The sequence below is a fragment of the Blastomonas sp. AAP25 genome (assembly GCF_001295965.1).
Classification (GTDB): domain Bacteria; phylum Pseudomonadota; class Alphaproteobacteria; order Sphingomonadales; family Sphingomonadaceae; genus Blastomonas; species Blastomonas fulva.
This window is the reverse complement of sequence record NZ_LJHP01000020.1, coordinates 138,625-161,559: the sequence shown is the minus strand read 5'-3', so window position 1 is coordinate 161,559 and position 22,935 is coordinate 138,625. Positions and strand designations below refer to the sequence as shown.

General features: G+C 66.1%; 23 protein-coding genes. 14 read left to right on the top strand and 9 right to left on the bottom strand.

The window, feature by feature from the left end; genetic code table 11:
* The 4 genes from IP68_RS13900 to IP68_RS13885 form a co-directional block, all read right to left on the bottom strand.
* Positions 1 to 663: an alpha/beta hydrolase gene (locus IP68_RS13900; protein ID WP_231684009.1), complete on the bottom strand. Its 663-nt coding sequence runs from the start codon at positions 661 to 663 to the stop codon at positions 1 to 3.
* Between the two features lie 323 nt (positions 664 to 986).
* On the bottom strand, positions 987 to 1,928 hold the full coding sequence (locus tag IP68_RS13895) for a sensor domain-containing diguanylate cyclase (protein WP_054135595.1): 942 nt from the start codon (positions 1,926 to 1,928) through the stop codon (positions 987 to 989).
* Positions 1,929 to 2,189: 261 nt separating this feature from the next.
* The gene (locus IP68_RS13890; protein ID WP_054135594.1) at positions 2,190 to 3,143 is read right to left on the bottom strand and encodes a hypothetical protein; all 954 of its coding nucleotides are present in this window, start codon (positions 3,141 to 3,143) and stop codon (positions 2,190 to 2,192) included.
* A 97-nt stretch (positions 3,144 to 3,240) separates the two neighbouring features.
* On the bottom strand, positions 3,241 to 4,473 hold the full coding sequence (locus tag IP68_RS13885) for a S8 family serine peptidase (protein ID WP_197275807.1): 1,233 nt from the start codon (positions 4,471 to 4,473) through the stop codon (positions 3,241 to 3,243).
* 199 nt (positions 4,474 to 4,672) lie between these two features.
* On the opposite strand from IP68_RS13885, the gene IP68_RS13880 reads away from it, so the two are divergent.
* From IP68_RS13880 to IP68_RS13870, 3 genes are all read left to right on the top strand, one after another.
* Entirely contained in the window at positions 4,673 to 5,161 is a 489-nt protein-coding gene (locus tag IP68_RS13880) for an RNA polymerase sigma factor (protein WP_054135592.1), read from the top strand.
* Positions 5,158 to 5,889 (top strand): anti-sigma factor, encoded by a 732-nt coding sequence (locus IP68_RS13875; RefSeq protein ID WP_054135591.1) that lies wholly within the window; start codon positions 5,158 to 5,160, stop codon positions 5,887 to 5,889. Before IP68_RS13880 ends, IP68_RS13875 begins: the two co-directional genes overlap by 4 nt.
* Positions 5,890 to 5,969: 80 nt before the next feature.
* The gene (locus IP68_RS13870; RefSeq protein ID WP_054135590.1) at positions 5,970 to 6,311 is read left to right on the top strand and encodes a hypothetical protein; all 342 of its coding nucleotides are present in this window, start codon (positions 5,970 to 5,972) and stop codon (positions 6,309 to 6,311) included.
* A 290-nt stretch (positions 6,312 to 6,601) separates the two neighbouring features.
* Here the strand turns inward: IP68_RS13870 and IP68_RS13865 are convergent, their stop codons facing one another.
* The 3 genes from IP68_RS13865 to IP68_RS13855 form a co-directional block, all read right to left on the bottom strand.
* Entirely contained in the window at positions 6,602 to 6,829 is a 228-nt protein-coding gene (locus IP68_RS13865; RefSeq protein ID WP_054135589.1) for a hypothetical protein, read from the bottom strand.
* A 103-nt stretch (positions 6,830 to 6,932) separates the two neighbouring features.
* Positions 6,933 to 8,123: an N-methyl-L-tryptophan oxidase gene (gene solA, locus IP68_RS13860; protein WP_054135588.1), complete on the bottom strand. Its 1,191-nt coding sequence runs from the start codon at positions 8,121 to 8,123 to the stop codon at positions 6,933 to 6,935.
* Positions 8,120 to 9,283, bottom strand: a complete 1,164-nt coding sequence (locus IP68_RS13855) for an aminotransferase class V-fold PLP-dependent enzyme (RefSeq protein WP_054135587.1) — start codon at positions 9,281 to 9,283, stop codon at positions 8,120 to 8,122. The genes solA and IP68_RS13855 overlap by 4 nt, the downstream gene beginning before the upstream one ends.
* Positions 9,284 to 9,398: 115 nt before the next feature.
* On the opposite strand from IP68_RS13855, the gene IP68_RS13850 reads away from it, so the two are divergent.
* Together IP68_RS13850 and IP68_RS13845 are read left to right on the top strand one after the other, a co-directional pair.
* A complete protein-coding gene (locus IP68_RS13850; protein ID WP_054135586.1) occupies positions 9,399 to 11,153 on the top strand; it encodes an amidohydrolase family protein in 1,755 nt (584 codons plus the stop codon).
* Positions 11,150 to 12,358 (top strand): serine hydrolase, encoded by a 1,209-nt coding sequence (locus IP68_RS13845; RefSeq protein WP_054135585.1) that lies wholly within the window; start codon positions 11,150 to 11,152, stop codon positions 12,356 to 12,358. Before IP68_RS13850 ends, IP68_RS13845 begins: the two co-directional genes overlap by 4 nt.
* Here IP68_RS13845 and IP68_RS13840 read toward each other — a convergent pair.
* Both IP68_RS13840 and IP68_RS13835 read right to left on the bottom strand, forming a co-directional pair.
* Positions 12,355 to 13,014: a TetR/AcrR family transcriptional regulator gene (locus IP68_RS13840; RefSeq protein WP_054135584.1), complete on the bottom strand. Its 660-nt coding sequence runs from the start codon at positions 13,012 to 13,014 to the stop codon at positions 12,355 to 12,357. The genes IP68_RS13845 and IP68_RS13840 overlap by 4 nt on opposite strands.
* Before the next feature lie 74 nt (positions 13,015 to 13,088).
* Positions 13,089 to 13,454, bottom strand: a complete 366-nt coding sequence (locus IP68_RS13835) for a nuclear transport factor 2 family protein (protein ID WP_054135583.1) — start codon at positions 13,452 to 13,454, stop codon at positions 13,089 to 13,091.
* Positions 13,455 to 13,523: 69 nt separating this feature from the next.
* On the opposite strand from IP68_RS13835, the gene IP68_RS13830 reads away from it, so the two are divergent.
* The 9 genes from IP68_RS13830 to IP68_RS13790 all read left to right on the top strand — a co-directional run bounded on the left by IP68_RS13830 (position 13,524) and on the right by IP68_RS13790 (position 22,931).
* Positions 13,524 to 14,357, top strand: a complete 834-nt coding sequence (locus IP68_RS13830) for a M55 family metallopeptidase (RefSeq protein WP_054135582.1) — start codon at positions 13,524 to 13,526, stop codon at positions 14,355 to 14,357.
* Positions 14,358 to 14,439: 82 nt separating this feature from the next.
* A complete protein-coding gene (locus IP68_RS13825; RefSeq protein WP_054135581.1) occupies positions 14,440 to 15,384 on the top strand; it encodes a CPBP family intramembrane glutamic endopeptidase in 945 nt (314 codons plus the stop codon).
* Entirely contained in the window at positions 15,384 to 16,385 is a 1,002-nt protein-coding gene (locus tag IP68_RS13820) for an ABC transporter permease (RefSeq protein WP_054135580.1), read from the top strand. The genes IP68_RS13825 and IP68_RS13820 overlap by 1 nt, the downstream gene beginning before the upstream one ends.
* Positions 16,382 to 17,197, top strand: coding sequence for an ABC transporter permease (locus tag IP68_RS13815; RefSeq protein WP_054135579.1), 816 nt, complete (start codon positions 16,382 to 16,384; stop codon positions 17,195 to 17,197). Before IP68_RS13820 ends, IP68_RS13815 begins: the two co-directional genes overlap by 4 nt.
* Positions 17,194 to 18,003: an ABC transporter ATP-binding protein gene (locus IP68_RS13810; RefSeq protein WP_054135578.1), complete on the top strand. Its 810-nt coding sequence runs from the start codon at positions 17,194 to 17,196 to the stop codon at positions 18,001 to 18,003. Before IP68_RS13815 ends, IP68_RS13810 begins: the two co-directional genes overlap by 4 nt.
* A complete protein-coding gene (locus IP68_RS13805; protein WP_054135577.1) occupies positions 18,000 to 18,773 on the top strand; it encodes an ABC transporter ATP-binding protein in 774 nt (257 codons plus the stop codon). Before IP68_RS13810 ends, IP68_RS13805 begins: the two co-directional genes overlap by 4 nt.
* Positions 18,770 to 20,413: a serine hydrolase gene (locus IP68_RS13800; protein ID WP_054135576.1), complete on the top strand. Its 1,644-nt coding sequence runs from the start codon at positions 18,770 to 18,772 to the stop codon at positions 20,411 to 20,413. The genes IP68_RS13805 and IP68_RS13800 overlap by 4 nt, the downstream gene beginning before the upstream one ends.
* Entirely contained in the window at positions 20,410 to 21,966 is a 1,557-nt protein-coding gene (locus IP68_RS13795) for an ABC transporter substrate-binding protein (RefSeq protein ID WP_054135575.1), read from the top strand. The genes IP68_RS13800 and IP68_RS13795 overlap by 4 nt, the downstream gene beginning before the upstream one ends.
* Entirely contained in the window at positions 21,963 to 22,931 is a 969-nt protein-coding gene (locus IP68_RS13790; protein WP_054135574.1) for an alpha/beta fold hydrolase, read from the top strand. The genes IP68_RS13795 and IP68_RS13790 overlap by 4 nt, the downstream gene beginning before the upstream one ends.
* The last annotated feature ends 4 nt before the right edge of the window (positions 22,932 to 22,935 follow it).

Below are 22,935 nucleotides of genomic sequence, written 5' to 3'. Positions count from 1 at the left end.
TCAGGACGACCGATCAAAGGCGTCACGGACAAAATCCCGCCCCAGTCGCAGACCGACAGGATCGACGCTGTGCGCTACACCGTAGGAGACGTGCGTCGTGACTGCGACGCCAAGCCGCTTGAGCTCGCTTTCTGCCATATGCAGCGCCGCAATCGGTACGACCGGATCGGCGGTCCCATGCACCAGCAGCACCGGCGGCTTCGCGAAGTCGGAATGCGCAAGCCCTGCCGTTGCGGTCAGCATCCCCGAATAGCCGACCACGGCAGCGACCGCGCTTGGTCGGCGCAGCGCGATATGAAGCGCCATCATCGTGCCCTGGCTGAACCCGACAAAGGCCAGGTCCGCCTCGGTCAGTTCATACTCGGCGAGCTTGCGGTCGATGAAGGCGTCGATGGCGGGAGCGGCCGATGCTGCGCCCGCCGCCAATGCCGACGGCGCGAACCCCGATAACCCCCACCACTGATACCCCGCCCCCATCATCCCGCAGCGCTGAGGCGCGTGCGGCGCAAGGAACAACGTATCGGGAAGCGCATCCTGCCATTGAGGCGCGAGCGAAATCATGTCCGTGCCGCTCGAACCATAGCCGTGAAGCAGCAGCACGATGTTCCTGGGCCGAGTTCCGGTCCGTGGTTTCAGGCTGGCGCCATTGACGATTTTCGACACTGAATATTCTTTCGTGCTTGTGAAGGGGTCGCCTGTCGATGGCTGGTATTCTGCCTTGAGCGACCAAACCCGAACGTCCTGACGGGTCGAAACGCAAGGCCCATTGGGACGCTACAGCCGGGCGGCCTTGGTGCAAAGGGTTTGGCGCGCTTGATCAAGGTGGCAGTATTCGTTTTCGGATCGAAATTCCAGCTGGTCAGCCAATGATCAGCGGCGGTCGGCCCGCAAGTCGGTTGGTGGATGCCGGAAAAACCGGCTGTCGGTCTGTTTGTCTCGCGTTGGTGCTACGTGACGATGGACTTCGCACAACCGGCACGCGCCCCCTAGCGCTCGACCAGCGACACGGCTGCCCTGCAGCAATTTCGCCCCTCGGCCTTGGCTGAATAAAGCGCCCGGTCAGCCGAGCTCAGCAACGCCTGCGGCATTCCGATAGAGCCGCCATGGCTGGCGCGCGCGGTTGCCGACCCGATACTGACCGTCAGCACCTGACCGCTCGAGCCTGCATGACGGATCTGCAGATCCTCGACCGCCTGTCTGGCGCGCTCGGCCACGATCGTGGCGGCCTGTGCATCCGCTTCGGGCAGGATGATGGCCAGTTCCTCGCCGCCATATCGGGCGACGGTGTCTCCGGGGCGCTGCACCACCGATACCAGTGCGTTGGCGACGCTGCGCAGGCAATCGTCACCGACCTGATGGCCGAAAGCGTCGTTGAACGTCTTGAACCCGTCGATATCGGCGAGCAGAAGAGACATCTGCGATCGCGCGCGCGCCGTGCGCTTCCACTCCATCAGCAGCGTCTCGTCGAACGAGCGCCGGTTGGCCAGCCCCGTCAGCCCGTCCTTCAGCGCCATGGTGCGCAGCGTATCTTCCAGCGCCTTGCGCTCGGAAACATCGCGCATGATCACCGCCCGGTTGCCCGGGGCGCCGGTTTCGGTCTGGTCCATCAGCCGCGATGCGACTTCGACCCAGATCAGGCTGCCATCGCCCTTGATGACGCGCACTGTCACGACGCTGTCGTCCGCCTTGCCAGAGACCACCTGGTGAGTCGCCTGCGCGATCAGCGTGAGGTCTTCCTCCAGCACGAACTCGGCAATGTGATGCCCGATGATCTGGGTGGTCGGACGGTTGAACAGCCGTTCGGCAGACGGTGAAATATAGCTGAAGGTCATGTCGGGGCGAACCTGCGCGATCACGTCGCGCGAGTATTTCGCGATCAGCTGGAGGATCGTTTGTTCAGGACTGATAGGCGGTGCGCGAGATGTCATGTTGGTTTTCCGGCCGCATGTGCCCCCCATGCAGTGAACAATGGGCTTCAGCCCCTAACGCGCCATTAACTTGCACGTCACCAAAGCCGCAGGCGTGCGCCACGCGGTGGTGACACTGCATGCTGGCCCGCATGCAAGCGCCAGGCCTTCTGGCGTATGGCGGGCGATGTGCGCGTCTTGCGCTGGTACCCCGGCAGGGGCGATGCCGCAACCGGGCAGGGTTAGTACCCCCTGACCGGCTGCGGCGTATGGACCCGCAGGTCATTCGGGGCCTGGCTCGGCCTGGGCTTCGCCCGGCTGGGCATCTTTTGCCGCTGCCTTGATCTGCCCTGCGGACATGGCCGTGACCAGCACATCGCCGTTGCCGCTCAACTGGCTCGCGGGCACCGGCACGATGCGGTCATCGATCTCGACCATCACCATGTCTGCAGCGCCATTGGCTCCGGTCCGCACACTCTGCACAAATCCTATGGCACGGCCCTTTGCGTTTGTCACCGGCATCCCGGCGAGCGTTGCAGGCCCGGATTCGCCCGAACCGGTCAATGCCCCGCTGCCATTGGCCGAGCCACCCGCGCTGCCTGCGATCGCGCCTGCGTTGCCCGCGAGCGAACCACCGGCATTGCCTGCAAGACCGGCAACCGCTCCGATCTGGCCGGTAGCGCCACCTGCTGCGGCCTGCGCGAGGCCAAGTTGCTGCACTGCGCTCTGGCGGGCACCGGCAACGGTATTGCGCGCCGAGCCAGCGCCGCTGCGCGCGATTTCGCCCGCCCGGTCGGTTCCGATCAGCGTCGCCTCGGCGCCGCCATTGGCGCTGCCCGCGCCCGACCCGCCGACCGCGCCGGCGATGCCGTTGCCCAGCAGTCCGCCAGTGCCTGCAAGATTGCCCGATCCGCTGGCGCTGCCACCGCCATCTGCCGCTACGCGGCCGCTGCGGGCATCGACTTGCCGGCGCGCGCGCGCTTCGCCGCGGGCCTCGCCGCTGGCGTTGCCGGTTGCATCGACCGAGCGGCGGGTGCGTTCCACGCTCGCGTCCAGATCACGGGTCGGCCGCTCGATCGTGCCGCCCAGGGTGCCGCCCAGCGTTCCACCGAGCGAACCGCCCAAGCCTCCGCCCAGGCCGCCACCGCCCAGGCCGCCGCTGCCCAGCAACTGCGCCTGAGCTGGAGCGGCCATGAGAATCGCTGCAACGCAGCCCATCTTCAGAACATGCTTCATCGTTGATCTCCTTCGCTTGCCGGATGCGCCGGAACGGCATCCGCTGGAGAGACAACGAGGCGGCTCGGGTAATCCATCCCCGGCCGGGAGGAATTTGTCAGCGGCCGCAATCGCCACAGACCAGGCCATGGCCATAGACCGGGTCGCGGCCCTTGCGCCCCAGATCGCGCGCCTGGCCTATCAGGCCGCGCACGGCGGTCTCGATTCGGCCGGGGGCAGGGGCGGGGTACAGCTGCGCCAGCCTGCCTGCGACCAGCGGCGCGGCAAAGGACGTGCCGCGCACCGTGACGCTCTTACCTCCCCCTGCGGCGGGCGCCAGGCTGCGCCCTGGTGCTGCGAAGGCGACATGCTTTCCGCGTCCCGCCTCGGGCAACACCCGGCCGGAGGTATCCACACCGGTCACCGCGAGCACACCGAACTGTGCTGCCGGAAAGGCTGGCGGCGCCGCCGGGCCATCATTGCCGACGGCTGCGACGATCAGCGCACCCTTGGCCTGGGCCCGCGCGATCGCTGCATGGACCAGCGCGTTGTCCGGTCCGACCAGGCTGATGTTGATCACGGCGGCCTGCTGCCCGCTGAGCCATCCCAGCGCGCGTGCGATTGCCGAGGCGGTACCGCCCGTGGCATCGGTGCCATAGACATCGGCAGCATAGAGCGCGCTGCCCGAACCCGCCGCGCCCAGCGCCAGCGCCGCCACCGCGGTGCCATGGTCGCCCGCGCGGGGCGCGCCGGTGGCAAAGCCCTTCTGCACGACCCGTGCGCTGAGGCCGGGGAGTGGGCCCACGCCGCTGTCGATCAGGCCGATCCGCGCGCCGCCGGGCCCGCCTGTCTGCGCAGCGGCCAGCGCGCCGAGAGATGCTGCGGGCGGAAGACCGCCACTGGGGAAATAGAGGTTGTCCGCTGCTATCTCGGCTGCGGGCATCAGCGCGGCCAGCTGGCGCTGCGCCTTGCCGAGCGGCAGTCCTTCGGGAAGCGCGAAGCGGACAAAGGTCAGGTCGAGCTCCGCGATGACCTCTTCGTCGATGATGCGGTACCCTGCCGCAATCGCTCTGGCCCGGTCGGCGCCCGCCACCCCCGTCGCCAGCAGCACGCCGCGCAGGGCAGGCGCGCGCACCGCGTCGAACTCGACCCGATCGCGATGGGTGCGGACAAAACCGGTCAGGCGATCAAGCCTTGCCGAGCGCAGTTGCCGCGCCACCGCATCGGGCGACAGCCGATCGAGGTCGAGAGTGTCGAGCAGGGGCCGTGCAAGCCCGTCGATCCCGCCGCGCGGCGTGGGCAGCGAAGGCAGCCCGATCTGGGGCATCGCCGCCGCCGGAAGGGCGACCATTGCCACCCCCGCCATGACCCTGCATATTTTTGCCATCATGCTGCTGCGTCCCTGCCAGAGGCCATCCCTCCGCCTTGTCCTTGCACGAATTTTTCGTGGTCCGGGGATGAAACGCATCAACCGGGACGTTTCATCCGCATGAACCACAAAAAATGGCTGACCCGATGCGGCATGGCAACCGCCGATGTGGAGCGCGAGAATGGCATTTGAGCAAGATCTGGTTGCCCTGCTGCCGCGGTTGCGACGCTTTGCGCGGGGGCTTGCCGGTCATCACGCCGATGCCGACGACCTGTGCCAGGCGGCGGTCGAGCGTGCATTGGTCGCACGTCAGCAATGGCAGCCGGGAACACGATTGGATAGCTGGATGTACCGCATCACCCGAAATCTCTGGATCGATCGCCATCGCGCGAACGCACGGCGCGGCCCTACCGCCAATATCGATGACGATGCCGTGCAGATCGCGGATGACGGCCATCGGCGGATGGAAGCGCAACTGGAACTGGGCGATATCGATCGCGCCATGGCCAGGCTGCCGCCCGAACAGCGCGAGGCGGTCGTCCTGGTGCTCGTCGAGGGCTACAGCTACCGCGAAGCCGCCGACATCGCCTCGGTTCCAGTAGGAACTCTGACCTCGCGCCTGGGGCGCGGGCGCGAGGCTCTGGCCAATATGCTCGGAGAAGCCGCATGACCTTCGATCACGATATCATCATGGCCTATGTCGATGGCGAGCTCGATCTGGTCACCAGCCGCCGCATCGAGCGCGCAGCAGAGCAGGACCAGGCGCTGGCGGCGATGATCGCGCAGCAGCGAGCGCTCAAGACCAGGCTGAAGGCGCATTTCGACCCGGCGCTCGATGAACCTCTTCCCGAGCGGCTGACCCGGCCGCTGGAGGTCGCCGCCATTCCAGTGTCCGATGCCCGGCGCCGGTTCGGCTGGCCGACCTTCGCCGCGATGGCCGCGAGCCTTGTGCTGGGGCTGGTGATCGGCCCGCGCCTTCTGGCCCCCGACACGGCACTCGAGACGGCACCCGGCGCTGGGCCGGTCGGGGTCCGGGGCGAGATGCTGGTTGCGCAAGGCGGACTAGCTGACGCGCTGGATCGCCAGCTCGCATCTGCCCAGCCTGCGTCAACCGATATCCGCATCGGCCTCACCTTCCGCGACAGGCAGGGCGCGGTCTGCCGCAGCTTCGACAGCGCCGCCATTGCCGGGATCGCCTGCCGCCAGGATGATCGCTGGGCGCTGCGCCAGGCGGTGGCCGGTTCCGCGCAATCCACCTATCGCCTGGCGGGTGCGAGCGATCTGCTCGCAGCGGTCGATGCGATGCGCGCGGGCGATGTCGCCGATGCGGCAACCGAGCGCGCCTGGCAGGCGGGGGGCTGGGTGGCACCTCGCCCGGGCCGGCCGGGCCGCCGCTGATAATTCTCCTGCAGCGGGATGAAACGCGGCGCGCGCGTCGTTGTCCCTTCGGAACGTCAACGCCAATGAGGAGAAGTTCGATGAAGTTGCTTGCCGTCGCTGTTTGCCTGGTTTCGCTCGGGGTTCCTGCCCTGGCCACCGCACAATATTCCACCGGCCCCGATTTCCCGTTGCCGGCCATACGCAGCGAACCGATCTCGGAGGTCTTCAACGCGCAGTGGTTCAACTATCTTGCCAACGTCAACGAGGCCGACAAGGAGCTCAACCACGACCTGCGCCGCGCCAGCGACCGCGAGGACATCGCCGATGCGTGGGAGGAATATGCCGTCGAACTGGTCGATGCGGACAAGGACTATGTCAAGGCAATGCGCAAGCGCGGCTACCGCGTCGGCCGCGTCTCGGTGCTCGCCAGCCGCAACTGAGCGCCGCCCCGCTGCGATGTGATCGCCACAAAAGCCAAGGCGCCTTCGATCCCGTTGAACAAGGCGTCGAGTGCCCAACAGGCGCGGAAGTCCTTCTCGACATTCTGCGGCGCCGTGCCGAGTCTCTGCGCTGTCGCCAAACAGACGCCCATGCGGGTTGCTGCCAGACGGTGTTCGAAGGTGACCGGCTGACGCGGTCAGGAATCTGCGCCTTCAGTTGGAATAAAAGTTGGACCATTTCCGAAATCTGCACCCTAGTCTCGGACAACGAGCAAGGTTGAGCGTCTGAATTACGTATACAAGTTTCGGACAATGCAGAGGCGTTGCCCCTCGCGGGAAAAGCAGATGGGGTGCTTGCGCGCCGCCGTCGCCGGCGGCTTGACCACGACCTTGTCCTGCGGGTGCAACGCGTGGCAACTGAGCGCGGCCATCACCGCCGTGATTGAGGCGCAGCTGGCCTGATGCCCGCCGACCTTCGGCCCATCGCGCTTGTCTCCCAGGTTGTTGGCGTTGTGCACCGTGCACCATGACAGCCAGCGCAGCGCTGCTCGATCTGGGCGAGCGGTGCGATCGTCTCCTACCGCAGGGCGGGGTTCATCGCTTGGTCGGAGGTGGGGGCGTTCACGGCTGCGGCATCGCGCTCAGGCGGCGAGGATCGAAGGCGGGGATCGCCGCGGCAGGGCCTTCGGTGATCAGGCGTACCGCGTGTTCGCCCACGGCTGCGGAATGCTTGAAACCATGGCCCGAGCATGCCGAAACCACCGTGATGCGCTCCATCCCATCGACGGGCCCGATTACGAAGTCGGCATCGGGCGCGCAGGTGTAAAGACACGCGGCAGAGCGCACCTGCGGGAGGGTGAGGCCGGGGATCCTGCCGACAAGATGATCGCGGTGCATTTCGGCGGCCTCCTCAGGTCGGACGTCCCGATCCAGCTGGTCGGGATCGGCCGTGGCGCGGGTCTGGTTCTCGTCGGCGACCTTTACGAGGGCATGGCCAAGATCATCCGGGATCGGGAAGCCGTAGAAGCTGTCCTCCGGGTGGTTGCCATGCAGCCAGATGAAGGTGGGGAAGGTACCGACCGCAAAATCCTGCGGGCGCTCGGGTGCGAACCAGTGCAGTACCTGCCGCCGCAGAGTCAGCGGGGCGAGGCCGTTGCTACCCACAAGGCCCGGCGTCCACGCCCCACCGGCAAGGATCACGTTGCCCGCATGGTAGGTTGCCCCACCCGCCTGTACTGTCACGCCGCCCGGCGTTTCGGTAATCGCGGTAACCTGCGACCCGGTCTCCATCCGCGCACCCAGCTTGCGGGCCATGGCAAGCTGCGCTGCGATGCAGCGTTCGGGATAGACGAAGCCGCCGCCGGGTTCGAAATAGACCAGTTCGTCCCCGGACAGAGCGAATTGCGGGAAGCGGGCGCGGGTTTCCTCGATGCTCAGGATGTCGTGCTCGATCCCGTGTGCCTGTGCCGCAGCGATGGTGTTCAGCACGAACCCGCTGCGGCTGTGGTGCATCGCCGCACCGCCTTCCGCGCCGATGATCAGCACCCCGCACGCTTCGAACAGCCTCTGGCCGGTTTCCCGTTCCAGCTCTCGCCAGATTTCGTGCGAGCGCAGGACCAGCGGGACATAGACCTGGCCCTCGCCGATGGCCTGGCGGGTGATGCGGGTTTCGCCATGGCTCGATCCCATCGCGTGGGGGGGCTCCCAGCGGTCGATGCCGATGGCGCTGATCCCTGCGCGGGCGAGTTGATATAGCGCCGCGCTCCCCGCCGCGCCGAGGCCGATGACGATGACGTCTGCAGTGTTGCTCATGCCCCTTGCCCGATGGCGTTCAGTGCGTCGCACAGCCGGTCGATATCGTGATCGGACACATGCAGATGCGGCGATATCCTGATCATGGACCCGCGCTGGCTGACATGAATCTGCTGTGCGGCAAGGCGGGCGACAATGTCGGAGGCGCCCGGAGGTACCGCCACTCCCAGGATGTGGGGTGAGCGCACTTGGGCTGCCGGAACCACAAAGCCACTGGCGGCAAGACGATCGGCGATGCCGGCGTTAATGGCGCCAAGACTCGTCGCGATCCGCTCCACCTGCCAGTCGAGCAGTTGCTCCAGCGCGGCGATCGCCACCGGCAGCAGCGCAAAATTGGAGCGTTCGCCGACGTCGAAACGGCGTGCGCCGGGCTGGGTGGCATCGCGATAATTGACGAGACCTGAGAAATCCTCCGCCCCCGCGCGAGAGGCCCAGACGTGTTCGATCGGTCGCGCGCCATGCCATTGGGGTGCAACATAGGCGAGGGCGATCGAGTAGGGGCCGAGCAACCACTTGTAAGTTGCAGCGACCATGAAATCGGGCTGTACCTGCGCAACCGAAAACGGCATCGCGCCGCAGGACTGGGTAAGATCGAGCGCAAGCCGGGTGCCGTTGGCCCGGCAGGCCGCGCCGATCCGAACAAGGTCAAGCCCGAGGCCGCTTGCCCAGTGACAATTCGGCAGGGCTGCAATGGCGACCCCCGGCCGAAGCCGCGCCAGCACTGCCGCGGTCCAGTCACCGTCCTCCGGAGCCGGAACAGTCTCCACCGTTGCGCCAACCTGCGATGCGCGATCGGTCCAGGGGTAGTAATTGCTGGGAAATTCCTCAGCCAGGACCAGCACCGTCTGCCCGGCGTCGAGCGGTAATGTGCGGGCTGCAAGTTCCAGCCCGTAGCTGGCTGACGGCATGATAGCGACACAGGCCGGATCGGCCCCGACCAGCGCGCCGAACAGGCGACGCACGTCTTCCGTCTCGGTGAAGAAGTCGGCTGGTGCAATCGTCCACGGCGCAGCCTTGCGCGCCGCAGCCGCGACCCCCGCCGCCGTCGCCCTGCGAAGCTGCGGGCTCATATAGGCGCAGTTGAACCACGCGCGGTCGGCTGGAATGTCAAACAGATGGCGCTGGGGGGCAATCGGCCCGGCGGTGGAGGGGTTTGGCATTCGCCCGATTTAGCGGACCAGCGCATCCATCGCAACAGAACATAACAGAATTATGTTTTCTTCCTTTGCGGTCCGTCATACAGTCGGGCGGAAACAAGCCAAGGGAGAGGTAGCAATGCTCGATGTCCTCATCAAAGGCGGGTCGGTGGTAGATGGTACCGGGCGGCCTGCCTTTTCCGCCGATCTCGGGATCAGCGGCGGGGTGATTGTCGAGGTGGGCAAGGTTACGACGCCCGCAGCGCGGACCATCGATGCCGACGGCGCGCTGGTCACCCCCGGCTTCATCGACATTCATACCCATTATGACGGGCAGGTCTCGTGGGATGCAGAGATGCTCCCCTCCGCCAACCATGGCGTCACCACCGCGATCATGGGCAATTGCGGGGTCGGCTTTGCGCCTGCGCGCAGCAGCGACCGCGAGACCCTTATCGCACTGATGGAAGGTGTGGAGGATATTCCCGGCACGGCGCTGCATGAAGGCATAACCTGGGAATGGGAGACGATGGGCGAGTATATCAACGCCATCGACCGCACCCCGCGCACCATGGATATCGGGGTGCAGGTGCCGCACAACCCCCTGCGGCTCTATGTGATGGGCGAACGCGCGGTGCGGCGCGAGGCGGCAACGCCTGACGATATCGCCGCCATGCAGGCGCTGCTGGTCGAAGGGCTGGAAGCCGGCGCATTGGGCTTCACCACGGCAGACACCGTCGGCCACCGCGATGCGCATGGCAACCCCACCTATGCCCGGCAGGTGGCCGCGAGTGAGCTCTATGCGCTGGGCGAGGCGATGGGCCGCGCGGGCAAGGGCGTCATCCAGATATTCAACGACTTCTATCGCGACAACGCGGGCGATTTCGCCACCATCGCCGAACTGGCGCGGCGCAGTGGCCGCCCGTTGTCGTTCACTTATGAACAGGACGACGCCTGGCCCGAGGGCTTTCACGAATATGTGACCGGCGAAATGGACGCGCTCAATGCTACCGGCGTGCCGATCCGCGCGCAGGTCGCTCCGCGTGCGATCGGCGGGATTCACAGCCTGCAGGGCACAATAAATCCCTTCATGACGCGCCCCAGCTATATGGCGATCATGCATTTGCCCCATGTCGAACGGGTGGCGATCATGCGCGATCCCGCCTTCAAGGCGCGGCTGATGACCGAGGATGATCGCCCGATTTCGGACTTCGTCATGTCGGTCAGCCCAAGGGTCGAGGAATGGGGTGCCGATCCGATCCGCATGGCACAGCGCACCTTCTGCCTCGATCCGGAGCCTGATTACGAACAGCCGCTGGACCGCTCGCTCTACGGCCAATCGCAAGCGACCGGGCGCAGTGTGCCCGATCTGCTCTACGATCAGCTTCTCACGCAGGACGGAACGGGGCAGGTCTTCGTCCCGATCATGAACTGGGGCGGGGGGAATTACGATTTCGTCCATGATACGCTCCGCAACCCCTGGTCCATCCTGGGCCTCAGCGACGGGGGTGCGCATGTCGGCTATATCTGCGATGGCAGTTTTCCGACCTATCTGTTGAGCCACTGGACCCGCGACCGCAATCACGGCCCGCGCATACAGATCGAACGCGCGGTGCAGTTGCAGACGACGGCCCCGGCAGAACACATTGGCCTGCACGACAGGGGCAAGATTGCGCTGGGCTATCGTGCCGACATCAATGTGATCGACCATGATTCGCTGACGATCGGTCGCCCGACGCTGCTGGGCGATCTGCCGGCGGGCGGCACCCGTTTCGTGCAATCGGCGCGTGGCTATCTGGCGACGATGGTGGCAGGACAGGTGGTGACCGACCGCGATCGGCTGACCGGTGCAAAGCCCGGCAAGGTGGTGCGCGGAGCACAACGGAGGGCGGCATGACAGTCACGGACATTTCGCGGCGGAAGCTGCTGGGAGGGGCGGGGCTCGCGCTGGCCGCGCTGCCGTTCGGCTCGCCGCTGGGCATTGGCCTGGCAGCGGAAAGCAAAACGGGCTCGGCGATTTCTGGTTTCGCGTCCTCGGCGCTTGCAACCCGCATGACGCCCGGTGTCTCGGCAGCCGTGGTCACGCCGGATGCGCGAATCATTACCGTTGCCAATGGGCTGGCCGATCCGCAGGCTGGGCTCGCCATGACCAATTCCACACGGCTCATGTCGGGCAGCACCGGCAAGACGTTCTGCGCCGCCACGCTGGTCTCGCTGGCACAGGAGGGTGTCCTGGATCTCGACGCGCCCATTGCACCAGTGTTTGCCGACGAAAGCTGGTTCGTGCGCCTGCCCAATGCCAAGGCGCTCAACTTGCGGATGTTGCTAATGCACGGGGCTGGATTTCCGCAGTTCCTTGATGTGGGCGCCTTCATGCGCAGTTACATCTGGGATGCGATGACCGGGAAAGATATCGCCTATTCCCCGCGCAAGATGCTGTCCTTCATTCTTGACGCAGCGCCACTGAATGCGCCCGGGGCGGCGCATGCCTATTCCGACCTGCACTATCACCTAGCCGGGATCACGGCCGAGAAGATCACAGGCCGGTCCTATTACGATCTGCTGACCGAGCGGGTGCTGGCCAAGCTTGGCGATCCTCATGACGATGTCACCCCGGCCAACACCCGGACTATCGAGCGACTGGCGGCAGGCTATGCGCGAGGCGATGTCATTGCGGCCATGGCGGGCATGACCGGACGCACCACGGACGAGACCGGCGTGCTGCGGCACGATCCTTCGCTTGAATACACCGGCGGCGGCCTGGCGCTGACCCCGCGTGCCCTTGCCCGGTTTTACTGGAAGCTGGCGCACGGGCAAATCGTCTCGCCCGCAAGCTTCGCACAGATGACCGGATCGAGCCTGCCGGTCGTCAAGACCGCCGAAGTCACATCATCCTACGGTCTCGGCATCTTCATCAACGAGCGCGCCGAATTCGGGCGATACATCAGCCATTCGGGGTTCTTTCCCGGCTATACCTCGAATGTCGGCTATTTCATCGATCATGGGTTCGCCGCAGCGGTGCAGTTCAATACGGATCACGGCCCCGACATCAACCAGTCCCTGCGCGATCTCGCGGGCCGCGTGATCACCGGCAAGCGCTAGAGTTTCGGGATCGGCGCCAGGATGGCATGGGACCAGAGCGCGGTCTGCCGTGCTATCCAATCCTCAGGCTGTTCGGCATAAGGCTTGAGCGTCGGATTGCCCCACTGAAACACATCCATGCCGAGATCCTCGATCGAATTGAGGATGAACAGCGCAAGGAATGCGCTGGCATCCTGTTCCAGCCCCGCCTCATGGCGAGCGCGGGCTATGAGCGTGGTCAGTCGCTCGATAATCGGTGCCCTCGCGGCGATCCATGCTTCATAGGCACGAGGTCGCGAGTTGATGATCAGTTGGATGGCACGGCTGCGGCGGCCGTTTGTCCGTTCATAGGCGGTGCACTGGGCGATGATCGCCCGCACCATGGCATCAAAGCTGGGATGATCTGTCTCGAGAAGGCGGCCATAGATCGTCTCGACCTCGTCGATGACCATCTCCTCGACTGCCTCGTCCTTGCCCTTGAAGTGGAAATAGACCGCGCCGGTGGTGAGCTTGCTGCCCTTGCAGATATCTGCCAGCGAGATGTCTGCCAGATCATGCTTGCTCGCAAGCTTAGCGATTACCGCCTTGATTTGTCGGCGAGTTTTATCACCACGCGTGTCGGGAGCCGGAGCGAGGTCGCCCGGCGTCTGATTTGGCTTACGTAGAACCCTGGCCAATGTTTCTCACCCTGACGTTTGCCTAACGCCTTTATGTTATCGGTGCAAGGGCCGCAACCGGGGTGGACGCAAGGTCAGGCAGCCGAGGTGGGGCTATGCGGTGGATCCAGAAACCAGACCCGCTCGATCAGCCGTTCACCTACCAGGTAGATCGCTGCTGCTTCGATCAGTTGGCCGGTCGCAAGAATTCGCACCTGTTCAGCGTCAATGACATAGCGTCCGTCGATGATCCGCTGGGCAATCGTCACTTCGCGCTTCGAACGAGCGAACATCGCGCCCCACACCCTGGCAATCTCAGCGCGCCCGGCGGCGATGACCCGGCCGGATGGCAGAGCGGCGCAGACCGCGTCTTCGGCATAGAGCGCAGCGAACGCATCCGTATCGCCTGCTTCATAGGCACGGATCTGGGCATCGACGATTTCTGCGGGATCTGACGGCATCGCGGCTTGCTCTCCATAACATAATCTGATTATGTTATGGCAACGCTCAGGACGTGAGGCAAGACCGCGATGCGCAAACTTTATATATCAGCCGACATTGAAGGTTGCGCCGGTGTCGCCAGCCAGCACGCATTGGCCGCCGACCGCTTCGAATGGCAGGATGCGCGCCGGTGGATGACGGGCGAGGTCGTGGCTGCCGCTGAAGCCGCGCTCGCGCACGGATTTGACGAGGTGCTGGTGGTCGATGGCCACGGCAATGGCCACAACCTCCTTCCCGATGTCATGCCCGATGGCGTGCGTCTTCTGCGATCCTGGCCGCGCGCGCTGTTGCAGATGGAAGGGATCGACACGCCGGGAATCGAAGCGGCGTTCTTCATCGGCTACCATAACGGTGCAATGGGCGATGGCGGGATTCTGGCCCACACCTATTCCAGCGCGGCGTTCCGGGACCTGCGCCTCAACGGCGTGAGCGCGTCCGAAGGCTATCTCAACGCGGCGCTGGCAGGCGAGTTCGGCGTGCCGATCGTTCTGGTGACGGGTGATGCCGAGACTGCCGCCGATGCGAAAGCTTATGCACCGGGGGCCGTGGCCTGCATTGTCAAGCAGTCGGTCGGCTTCCGCGCCGCCGCCGCCCTAACCCCGCGCGAAGCCTGCGCCGCGATCAGCACCGCCGCCGCATCAGCGCTCACCACCCCGAGGCCAAGGCCATTTCGGCTTGAAGGGCCCTATCGGCTGGAGATCGATTTCAGCACCCGCGTGGCGGCCGAAATGGCCGCCTATCTGCCCTTCATCGAACAGACCGGGCCCTGCACCGTGTCCGCCGAGTTCGCGACGATGGCAGCGCTGATGCGCTTCATTTCGTTCCTCATCCTGTTCAATCCCAACGGCGTGGTCGGGCTTTGATCGGTTGGCATAATTCAATTATGTTATGCTTGCTCTTGCCGCGCGGCTTGGTTAGCCTCGCTTGTCAGCATCGGGGGATCTCATGAACCGGTTTTCGCACAGGCGGCCCGTGCTCGCTTTCTACCTGCTTGCACTCCTCATTGCCTCGCTGGTGATGGTCTGGACGGTGTACCGCTTCACTACCGATCCGGCATCGGCAGGGATGCTGGGCGAGATGGTCACCGGCATCTATGCCAGCGGCCAGTATATCAACATCGCCTCGATGCTCCCCCATGCGCTGGCGCGGCCCGATCTGCTGGGGGTGTTCATCTTCGCTGCTGCGCCTAGCATCTCTGCGGTGATAGTGGCGGCGCGGGGCGGCGGAGGCGGTCTGAAGGTGCTCGCGGGCAGGCTGCGCCCTGTCGGAGCAAACACCACAAGGCGCAGAGCCATAGCGGTCTATTGCGGCATGCTGGCAGTCTATGCCGCCGGGTTTGCCGCCTATGACTTCGTCGCCGGGCCGGGCACCACTATCACTGATCGGCTCGCGATGTTCGGCGGAAGCGTGTTGCTGGGTGCGGCAGTCGGCCTGCTGATGGACGAAGGCGGGACGCTGGAGGAACTGGGCTGGCGCGGGTTTGCCTGGCCGCTCCTGCAAGCGGCGATGAAGCACCCGCTGCGCGCGGCAATGCTTCTTGGGACGCTGCACTGGGCGTGGCATCTGCCGCGCGAGGTGCTGACCCTGCTGGGCGGCGTCGATCCGGGAAGCTTCCTGTTGACACAGGGCGTGTTCTGGGCGCTGTGCCTTGCGCTGGCGGTTGTTGCGGGATACTGCGTCAATCTTGCGGGCGGATCGGTCTGGCCAGCGGTGCTGGTGCATGGCGGCACCAACCTGTGGTCCAAGGCGCTCAGCGACCATGTCGCCCCCAGCTTCGGCCTGATCGACCTGCGCACGCTGATCCTGTTCATGCTGGCGCTTGTGATCGCCCTTTGCGCCGGTCGCCAATTGGGGCGACTGCCCGGCAATCCAGCCCGCGAGCCTGAGTAGTGGCGCGCTTCGTCCTGCAACGGCTGGTTCTTCTTGCGCTGGTGCTGGTCGGTGTTTCCCTCATTACCTTTGCGATTGCCCATCTTGCTCCGGGCGATCCGGCGCGGATGATGGCGGGGCCCGCCGCCTCCGCGGAAGCTGTGGCGACCCTGCGCGCCGAGCTTGGCCTCGATCTGCCGCTTTGGCACCAATATGCGCGCTATCTCGGCGATCTGCTGCGCTTTGACCTTGGCACCTCCAATGTTTCGGGCGAGCCGGTGCTGGGCGAGATCCTCTCCCGTGCACCGGCCTCGATCGAACTGATGGGCAGCGCGCTTTTGCTGTCGCTGCTGGTCGGTATTCCGATCGGCATCGGGGCTGCGGTGAAGCGTGGCGGGTGGCTGGACCGGACGGTCTCGGGACTGTCGGTGGCGGGGATTTCGGTGCCGCCCTTCTGGCTCGGGCTGGTGATGGTGATCGTGTTATATCGCCAGTTCGAATGGTTCCCCGCCTCGGGCCGATTCACTGGCGACCCACCGCCTCGGGTGACCGGCTTCCTGCTGATGGACTCTCTGCTTGCCTTCGATCTTCAGGCGCTGGCAGCGGCGGCGGCTCACCTAGCCCTGCCGGTGCTGTCGCTCGCATTGCTGGAAACCGGGCCGCTCGCCCGTCTGGTGCGCAACCAGATGCGTGCGGTGCTGGCGTCCGACTATGTCCGGATGGCGCGAGCGAGCGGGCTTCCGGAGCGCACGATCCTGTGGCGCCATGCTTTGCGCAACGCACTGACCCCGCTGGTCACGCTGGTCGCTGCGTCGATCGCCATGATGCTGTTCGGATCGGTCAGCCTTGAAACCGTGTTCGGCTGGCCGGGGGCGGGGCACTATGTGGTGCAATCGATCTTCGCGCTCGATTTTCCGGTCATTATGGGTTTCGCGGTGCTGACCGCCATCGCCTATGTGCTGGTGAACACCGTGGCCGACGTTGCCCTGGGCCTGATAGATCCACAGGTGCGCCCGGCATGAGCGGCGCGCGGCGATCCATCATCATCGGTGGCGGGATCGTTGCGCTAATGGTGCTGCTGGCGCTGCTGGCGCCGCTACTGACCAGCTATGGCCCGAACGAGGTCGATACCGGGGCGATCCTTGAGCCGCCGTCGGCCCGGCATTGGGCAGGAACCGACAATCTCGGCCGCGATCTGTTTGCGCGGATCCTCTATGGCGGACGCACCTCGCTTGGCGTGGCCTTCGGCATCGTCGCAATCGGGATGGGCGCAGGCGCGCTGCTGGGCTGCGCGGTTGGTATGGCGGGAGGCTGGGTCGACCGGATCGCGATGCGGCTGGTCGACGTAGCGCTGGCGATCCCCTCCCTCGTGATCGCGCTGGCGCTGGCGGCGGCAGTCGGGCCCAGCCTGGTAAACCTCGTAACGATCCTCGGCGGGCTGGGTGTTCCCCTGTACCTGAGGCTGTTCCGCAGCGAGGCATTGTCCCTGCGCGAGCGGCCTTTCGTGCTTGCCGCCAGAGCGAATGGCGCGCCTGCATGGCGGCTGCTGGCGGTGCATATCCTGCCCAACATCGCCCCGCTGTTCGCGACCCTCGCTTCGACCGCGCTTGGCACCGCACTGGTCGCGGCCTCGGCGCTGTCCTTTATCGGGCTGGGCGCTCAGCCACCGACGCCCGAATGGGGGGCGCTGATCTTCGAGGGGCGCAACACCATCATGTATGAATGGTGGGCCGCCGTGCTCCCTGGACTTGCGGTGGCGGTCTCGGCGCTGGGCTTCGTGGTGCTTGGCGACGGTCTGCGCGACTGGCTCGATCCGCGCGGGGGCGGGCGGTGAACGCCTTGCTGGCGATCGAAGGCCTGACGGTGGCCTATGGCACCGAACCGGTGGTGCAGGACATATCGCTGACGCTGGCTGCGGGCGAGGTGCTGGGTTTGGTGGGTGAATCCGGGTCGGGCAAATCGACGCTCGGCATGGCGGTGCTGGGCCTGCTCGATCCGGCCGCGAGGGTGGAGGCGGGGCGGATTGCGCTGGGCGGCGATGATCTGCTGGCGCTGCCTTCGGGGCAACGCCGGGCCCTTTGCGGAAGCACGATCGCGCTGATCCCGCAGGAACCCATGGCGGCGCTCAATCCCACCCTGCGGATCGGACGGCAGATCGATCTTGTGCTGGGCTACCACCGCAAGGGTGATTCGAACACGCGGCGGCAGTTGGCGGAGGACGCGCTGGCCTCGGTGATGATCGCCGATCCCCCGCGCATCCTCGGCTCTTATCCGTTCCAGCTCAGTGGTGGGCAATTGCAGCGGGTGCTGATCGCGCTCGCCTTTGCGCTGCGGCCGCGGCTGATTATCGCGGACGAGCCCACCACCGCGCTCGACATGAGCGCGCAAGGCGAGGTGCTCGATCTGCTGGTGTCGCGGGCGCGTAATGAGGGTGCAGGCGTGCTGCTGATCAGCCACAACTTGCCGCTGGTGCGCCGCTATGCAGACAGAGTGGCGGTGATGCGGTACGGCGCGATTGTCGAGAGCGGCACGGCAGCCGAGGTACTGGCCGCGCCCCGCCACGTTTACACGCGTGCACTGATCGCCGCTCTGCCCGCAAACTCCCCGCCGCATATGCCTCTGCCGGTGCCCGAGGCATGAGCGCCGCGCTGCTCGAACTCGCCGATGCGCGGCTCACCTATCGCCGCGGTCTTGCCCGGTTCGCGGCGCTGGACGGGGTGAGCCTGTCGGTCGCTCGTGGCGAATGCGTGGGCGTGATCGGCGAATCCGGATCGGGCAAATCAAGCCTTGCGCGGGTGATCGCCGGCTTGGCCGAGGGCGCAACGGGCGACCTGCGGCTGTCAGGAGAGCGAGTGCCGATCGCGCCTGGCGCCCGCCCCCGCGAACACTGCCGCCGCATCCAGATTGTGTTTCAAGATCCCGTGGGCTCGCTCAATCCGTTCCTCACCATCGGCGCCATCATTGCCGAGGGGATGGCGATCCACGGCATCGGTTCCCGCGCCGAGCGACGCGAGCGGCTGGCAGAATTGCTGGCCGATGTCGGCCTCGATCCGGCAATGGCATTGCGCCGTCCGCACGAGCTTTCGGGCGGGCAGCGCCAGCGGATCGCCATCGCCCGCGCGCTGGCAGTAGACCCCGATCTCATCTTGCTCGACGAGCCGACCTCGGCGCTCGATCTGGTGGTGCAGGCGCAGATCCTCAACCTGCTGCTGGCGTTGCAGGCCGCGCGCGGGCTGGCTTACCTGTTCATCAGCCATGATCTCGATGTGGTGCGCCACCTGTGCCACCATGTGCATGTCATCACGGGCGGTCAGATTGTGGAAAGCGGACCAACCGATGATGTTTTCGACAGCCCCCGACACCCCTACACCCGAGGCCTGATTGCTGCCATGCCCGGAGCGACGCGGTGAACGCGGCGGCGCTGGATCACCTGTTTGCCGGCCAGGACTTTGGCGCCGCGCCGGGCTGTGTGGCCGCGCTGCTCGAAGGCGAAGAGGTGGCATGGCAGAGGTGCTTCGGCCTCGCCCGGCTTGACACTGCAACACCGCTGACGGCCGCAACCCGGATGCGGATCGCTTCGATCACCAAGCCGATGGTCGCGCTGACACTGGCCGCGCTGGAGGATGAGGGGCGGCTGGCGCTCAGCGATCCGCTCTCCCGGCACGTGCCCGAACATCGGTTCGGGGCAGACCCAACGCTTGGCCAGATGCTGGCGATGAAAAGCGGCGTTCCCGAAACCTACCCGCTGGTGTGGCTCGGGCTGGGAGATGCGGCGCGGCTGGCCGAGCATTCGCAGGCCTTGATGGCGCTGTTGCTGGCCCAGCGAATGCTCAACTTCCGCCCCGGCGAGCGGACGCTCTATGCCAATGCCAACACCGTGCTGCTGCATCTGGCCGCGGAGCGGGCAACGGGTGAGCCACTCGCGCGCCTGATGCAGCGGCATGTGTTCGATCCGGCGGGAATGGCAAGCGCGGTGCTGGATGATGGCCTTGCCCATCGCCTGCCCGCCACCGCGATCGCATATGCGAAAGCGGGAGAGGGTTTCACTCCGGCCGATCCTGCGGCGGTAGAGGCAGCACCCGGCGGGGTGATCGCCTCGCTTATCGACTTGATCGCATGGCACCGCTGGTTGCGCGGCAATCCCCATGACTGGCGGGCGAGGCTGGCGGGCGCGGTCAGACATGATGATGGCTCGCCAAGCGGCTATGCCCAGGGTTTTGTACGCCAGTCGCTGAGCGGCGTGCCCGTGATCGGCCATGCGGGCGGGCATTCGGGATGGGCTAGCGACTATCTGTACGCCCCGGAGAAGGATGTTGCCGTCATCATCCTGGCCAACCGGGCCGACGCCAATGCGTACGAACGCGCGCGCGAGATACTGGTGACCGCGCTCGGCCTGCCGCCCGATCCGGGGGCGACGCCCGCCTTGCTTGGCCCGGCCCCCCCGCCGCTGTGGGAGGCGACCTATGCCAGTGCCGAGGCGATCGCCTCGCTGAGCGTCAGTGGGAGCTGCGGCGAAATCGCGGTCGATGGGCGCCGGATGCCGCGCGGGGCAGACGGCCTGTTCCGCCGGACGCTCGGCGTCGAGCCGTTTGTGATCGACGCAGCCGATACGGCCGCCCCCCCGGCCGAGCTGAAGCGGTGGGAAGGCAATCACGCGGTCACCTTCGGCCGGGTGGACGCGCCTTCCGCGCTTTCGTCCCTGGCAGTCACTGGGACCTATGCCTGCGCCAGCCTGCCCCATCCGGTGACGATCAAGGACGATGGCAAGGGCGGTCTAAGGGTGCTCACCGGCCCAGTCTGGCCAGGCGGCAAAGGCTGGCCGCTGGTGCCGGTGAGCGGCGTGCTGTTCCGTTGTCACATGCCCGATGGTGCGCCCAGCGAAGTGCACCTGCGCTTCGAGCTGGATGAAAGCGGCGCGGTTGCAGGTGTAACCTTCGGCTTCCTGCGCTTGCTGCGTATCTCACTTGATCGGGTCGCCCCGGACGCTGGCGAAGCATGGCGCGCGATAGGGCAGGCCGCACCCCAGCTCCTCATCGGAGACGCGCCATGATCGCTCGCGCGCTCGTGCTGGCCTGGTTGCTGCTGACGCTGGCGGGCTGCATTCCAGAGCCCGATCCGGAGGAACGCACGCGAACCGTCGTGGTCGCCACCGCCTTCCCGCCGCAGTCGCTCGATCCGGCGCAGGGCGCAACCGGCACCGGCCTGCCAATCGTTGACCAGCTCTACGATCAGCTCCTGCGCTTCCGTTCCGGCACCGCCCAGCCCGAAATCGAGGGCGAACTCGCCCAGAACTGGCAGGTATCGGCAGACGGCCTGCGGATCGACATCGTGCTGAAGGAAGACCGCATCTTCGCCGACGGCTCGCCCATTACCGCCGGTGATGTCGTCTGGTCGCTCGAACGGGTCAGGCGACTTGGGCTCAGCTCGGCCTATTTCCTTGAATGGCTGGAGCGGGCCGAGGCGACGGGGGAGCGCTCGCTGACCCTGACCCTCAAGCGGCCGCACGCGCTGGCGCTGCACCTGCTCGCCCATCCGGCAACCTCGGTGATCAACCGCAAGGCGGCGCTGGCCGGGGCGGGTGACACAGACGCCGATGCGCGGCTGTGGCTGTCATCGCACAGCGCGGGCTCGGGTCCTTATGCGCTCGCCGATCTGCGAGCAGGCGAGAGCTTGACACTCGCCGCAAACCACCGCGCCGCAACGCAGCCGCGCCAGTTCACCCGCGCGCGGTTCGTGGCGCTGCCCGATGAAGGCGTGCGCCGCCTGCTGCTCGAACGCGGCGACGTCGACCTGACCGTCGCGGTCCCGGCGGCATTCACCGCGCGCTACCGCGGACTGGAGGGCGTTGCTGTGACCAGCATTGCGGGCGGGCCGTCGCAATCTTTCCTGACGCTCAATACCCGCAAAGGCCCGCTGGCGAATATCCACCTACGCCGCGCAATTGCGCATGCGCTCGATTACGAGGCGCTCAGGGTGCGGGTGCTGAAGGGCAATGCGGTGCAAATTCCGGGCTATATCCCGCCCGGTTCGACCGGGTTTGACCCTGCCGAGCCGCCGCCGCAGCGCGATCTCGCCGCAGCCCGAGCCGAGATGGCGGCGGCGGGATACAAGGGCGAACCGCTGCGGCTGATGGTGTCTATGCTGGGGCCGGTGGCGGAGTTCATACAGTCCAACCTTGCTGGCGCCGGTATCAACGTCGTGATCGAGCGCCGGCAACCCGGGGCGATGGCGGCGCTGGCACGGGCGGGCGAGTTCGATCTGGTCTACGATTCCTGGACACTGGATTCGCCCGAGGCGACCGCGATGCTCGAAGCGCTCGTCTCGGGCCGAGCGCGGGCGAACGGGACCAATGTGTCCGGCTATGCCGACCCGCAGGTCGATCGCTGGTTGCTGGAGGCGGCGGCTACCCCTTCGTCTGATGTCCGCGCGGCGATCCTTCGGCAGATCGATGCCCGGCTGCGCGCAGATCGCCCGCTGGTGATGATCTTCGGCGCGAACCCGATCATAGCCTACCGCGCGGACCTTTCGGGCGTGCGCATCGACCCCTATCAAAGCTTCGCGTTGCCGCTGGCGGCGCTGACCCGAAAGGCACCCGCCCGATGAACTGGCCGCTTCGACAGGACACAGCTTTCTTTCCGCCGGTCGCAGCCCCGCGTGTATCAGGCCATCTCGATTGCGGAGACGGGCATCAGATTTGGTGGGAGTTGACGGGCGACCCCGCTGGCGTGCCGGTGGTGGTGGTGCATGGCGGACCGGGCGGTGCGATCCGGCCCTATTACCGCCGCCTGATCGATCCAGACCGCCAGCAGGGGGTGTTTTTCGATCAGCGCGGTTGCGGCCAGTCGCTGCCCGCGGGCGCGCTTGATCGCAACACCACGCCTGACCTGGTCACGGATATGGAGCGGCTGCGCGCGCATCTGGGGTTCGGGCGCTGGATCGTGCTCGGCGGATCATGGGGCTCGACTCTCGCGCTCGCCTATGCCCAGGCGCATCCGCAGCGCGTCGCTGGGCTGGTGGTCAGCGGGGTCTATCTCGCGCGGGCGTTTGACCAGTGGTGGTGGTGGCAGGGGGTAGGCCATGTGTTTCCCGAGGTCTTCGCCGCGCGTGACGCATGGCTCCCCGCAGCCGAGCGCAGCGATCCGCGCGGGGCGTTTCTGCGCCGTATCCGTGATCCTGATCCAGCTATTCACCGCGAGGCGGCCCATGTGCTTATGATGGCCGAGGGCCAGACGCTCGACCTGTGGCCTGTTGCGCCGGGGGAGGATTTCGCCGAAATCACAGACGGTGCGGTGCGATCAGCGCGGATTTTCGCGCATTACGAGGCGCATGACTATTTCCTCGCGCCCGATCAACTGCTGCGTGATGCAGCAAGGCTGGCGGGAATCCCCGGTGCGATTATCGCCGGACGGTCCGACATGTGCACGCCGCCGCAAAGCGCATGGGATCTGGCGCAGGCCTGGTCTGATGCACGGCTCCATATCGTGCCCGCCGCAGGGCATCGCTGGAATGACGAGCAACTGTGCCGCCCGATAATCGCCGAGCTGGCGCGGCTGACCGGAGCCGGTTGAACCC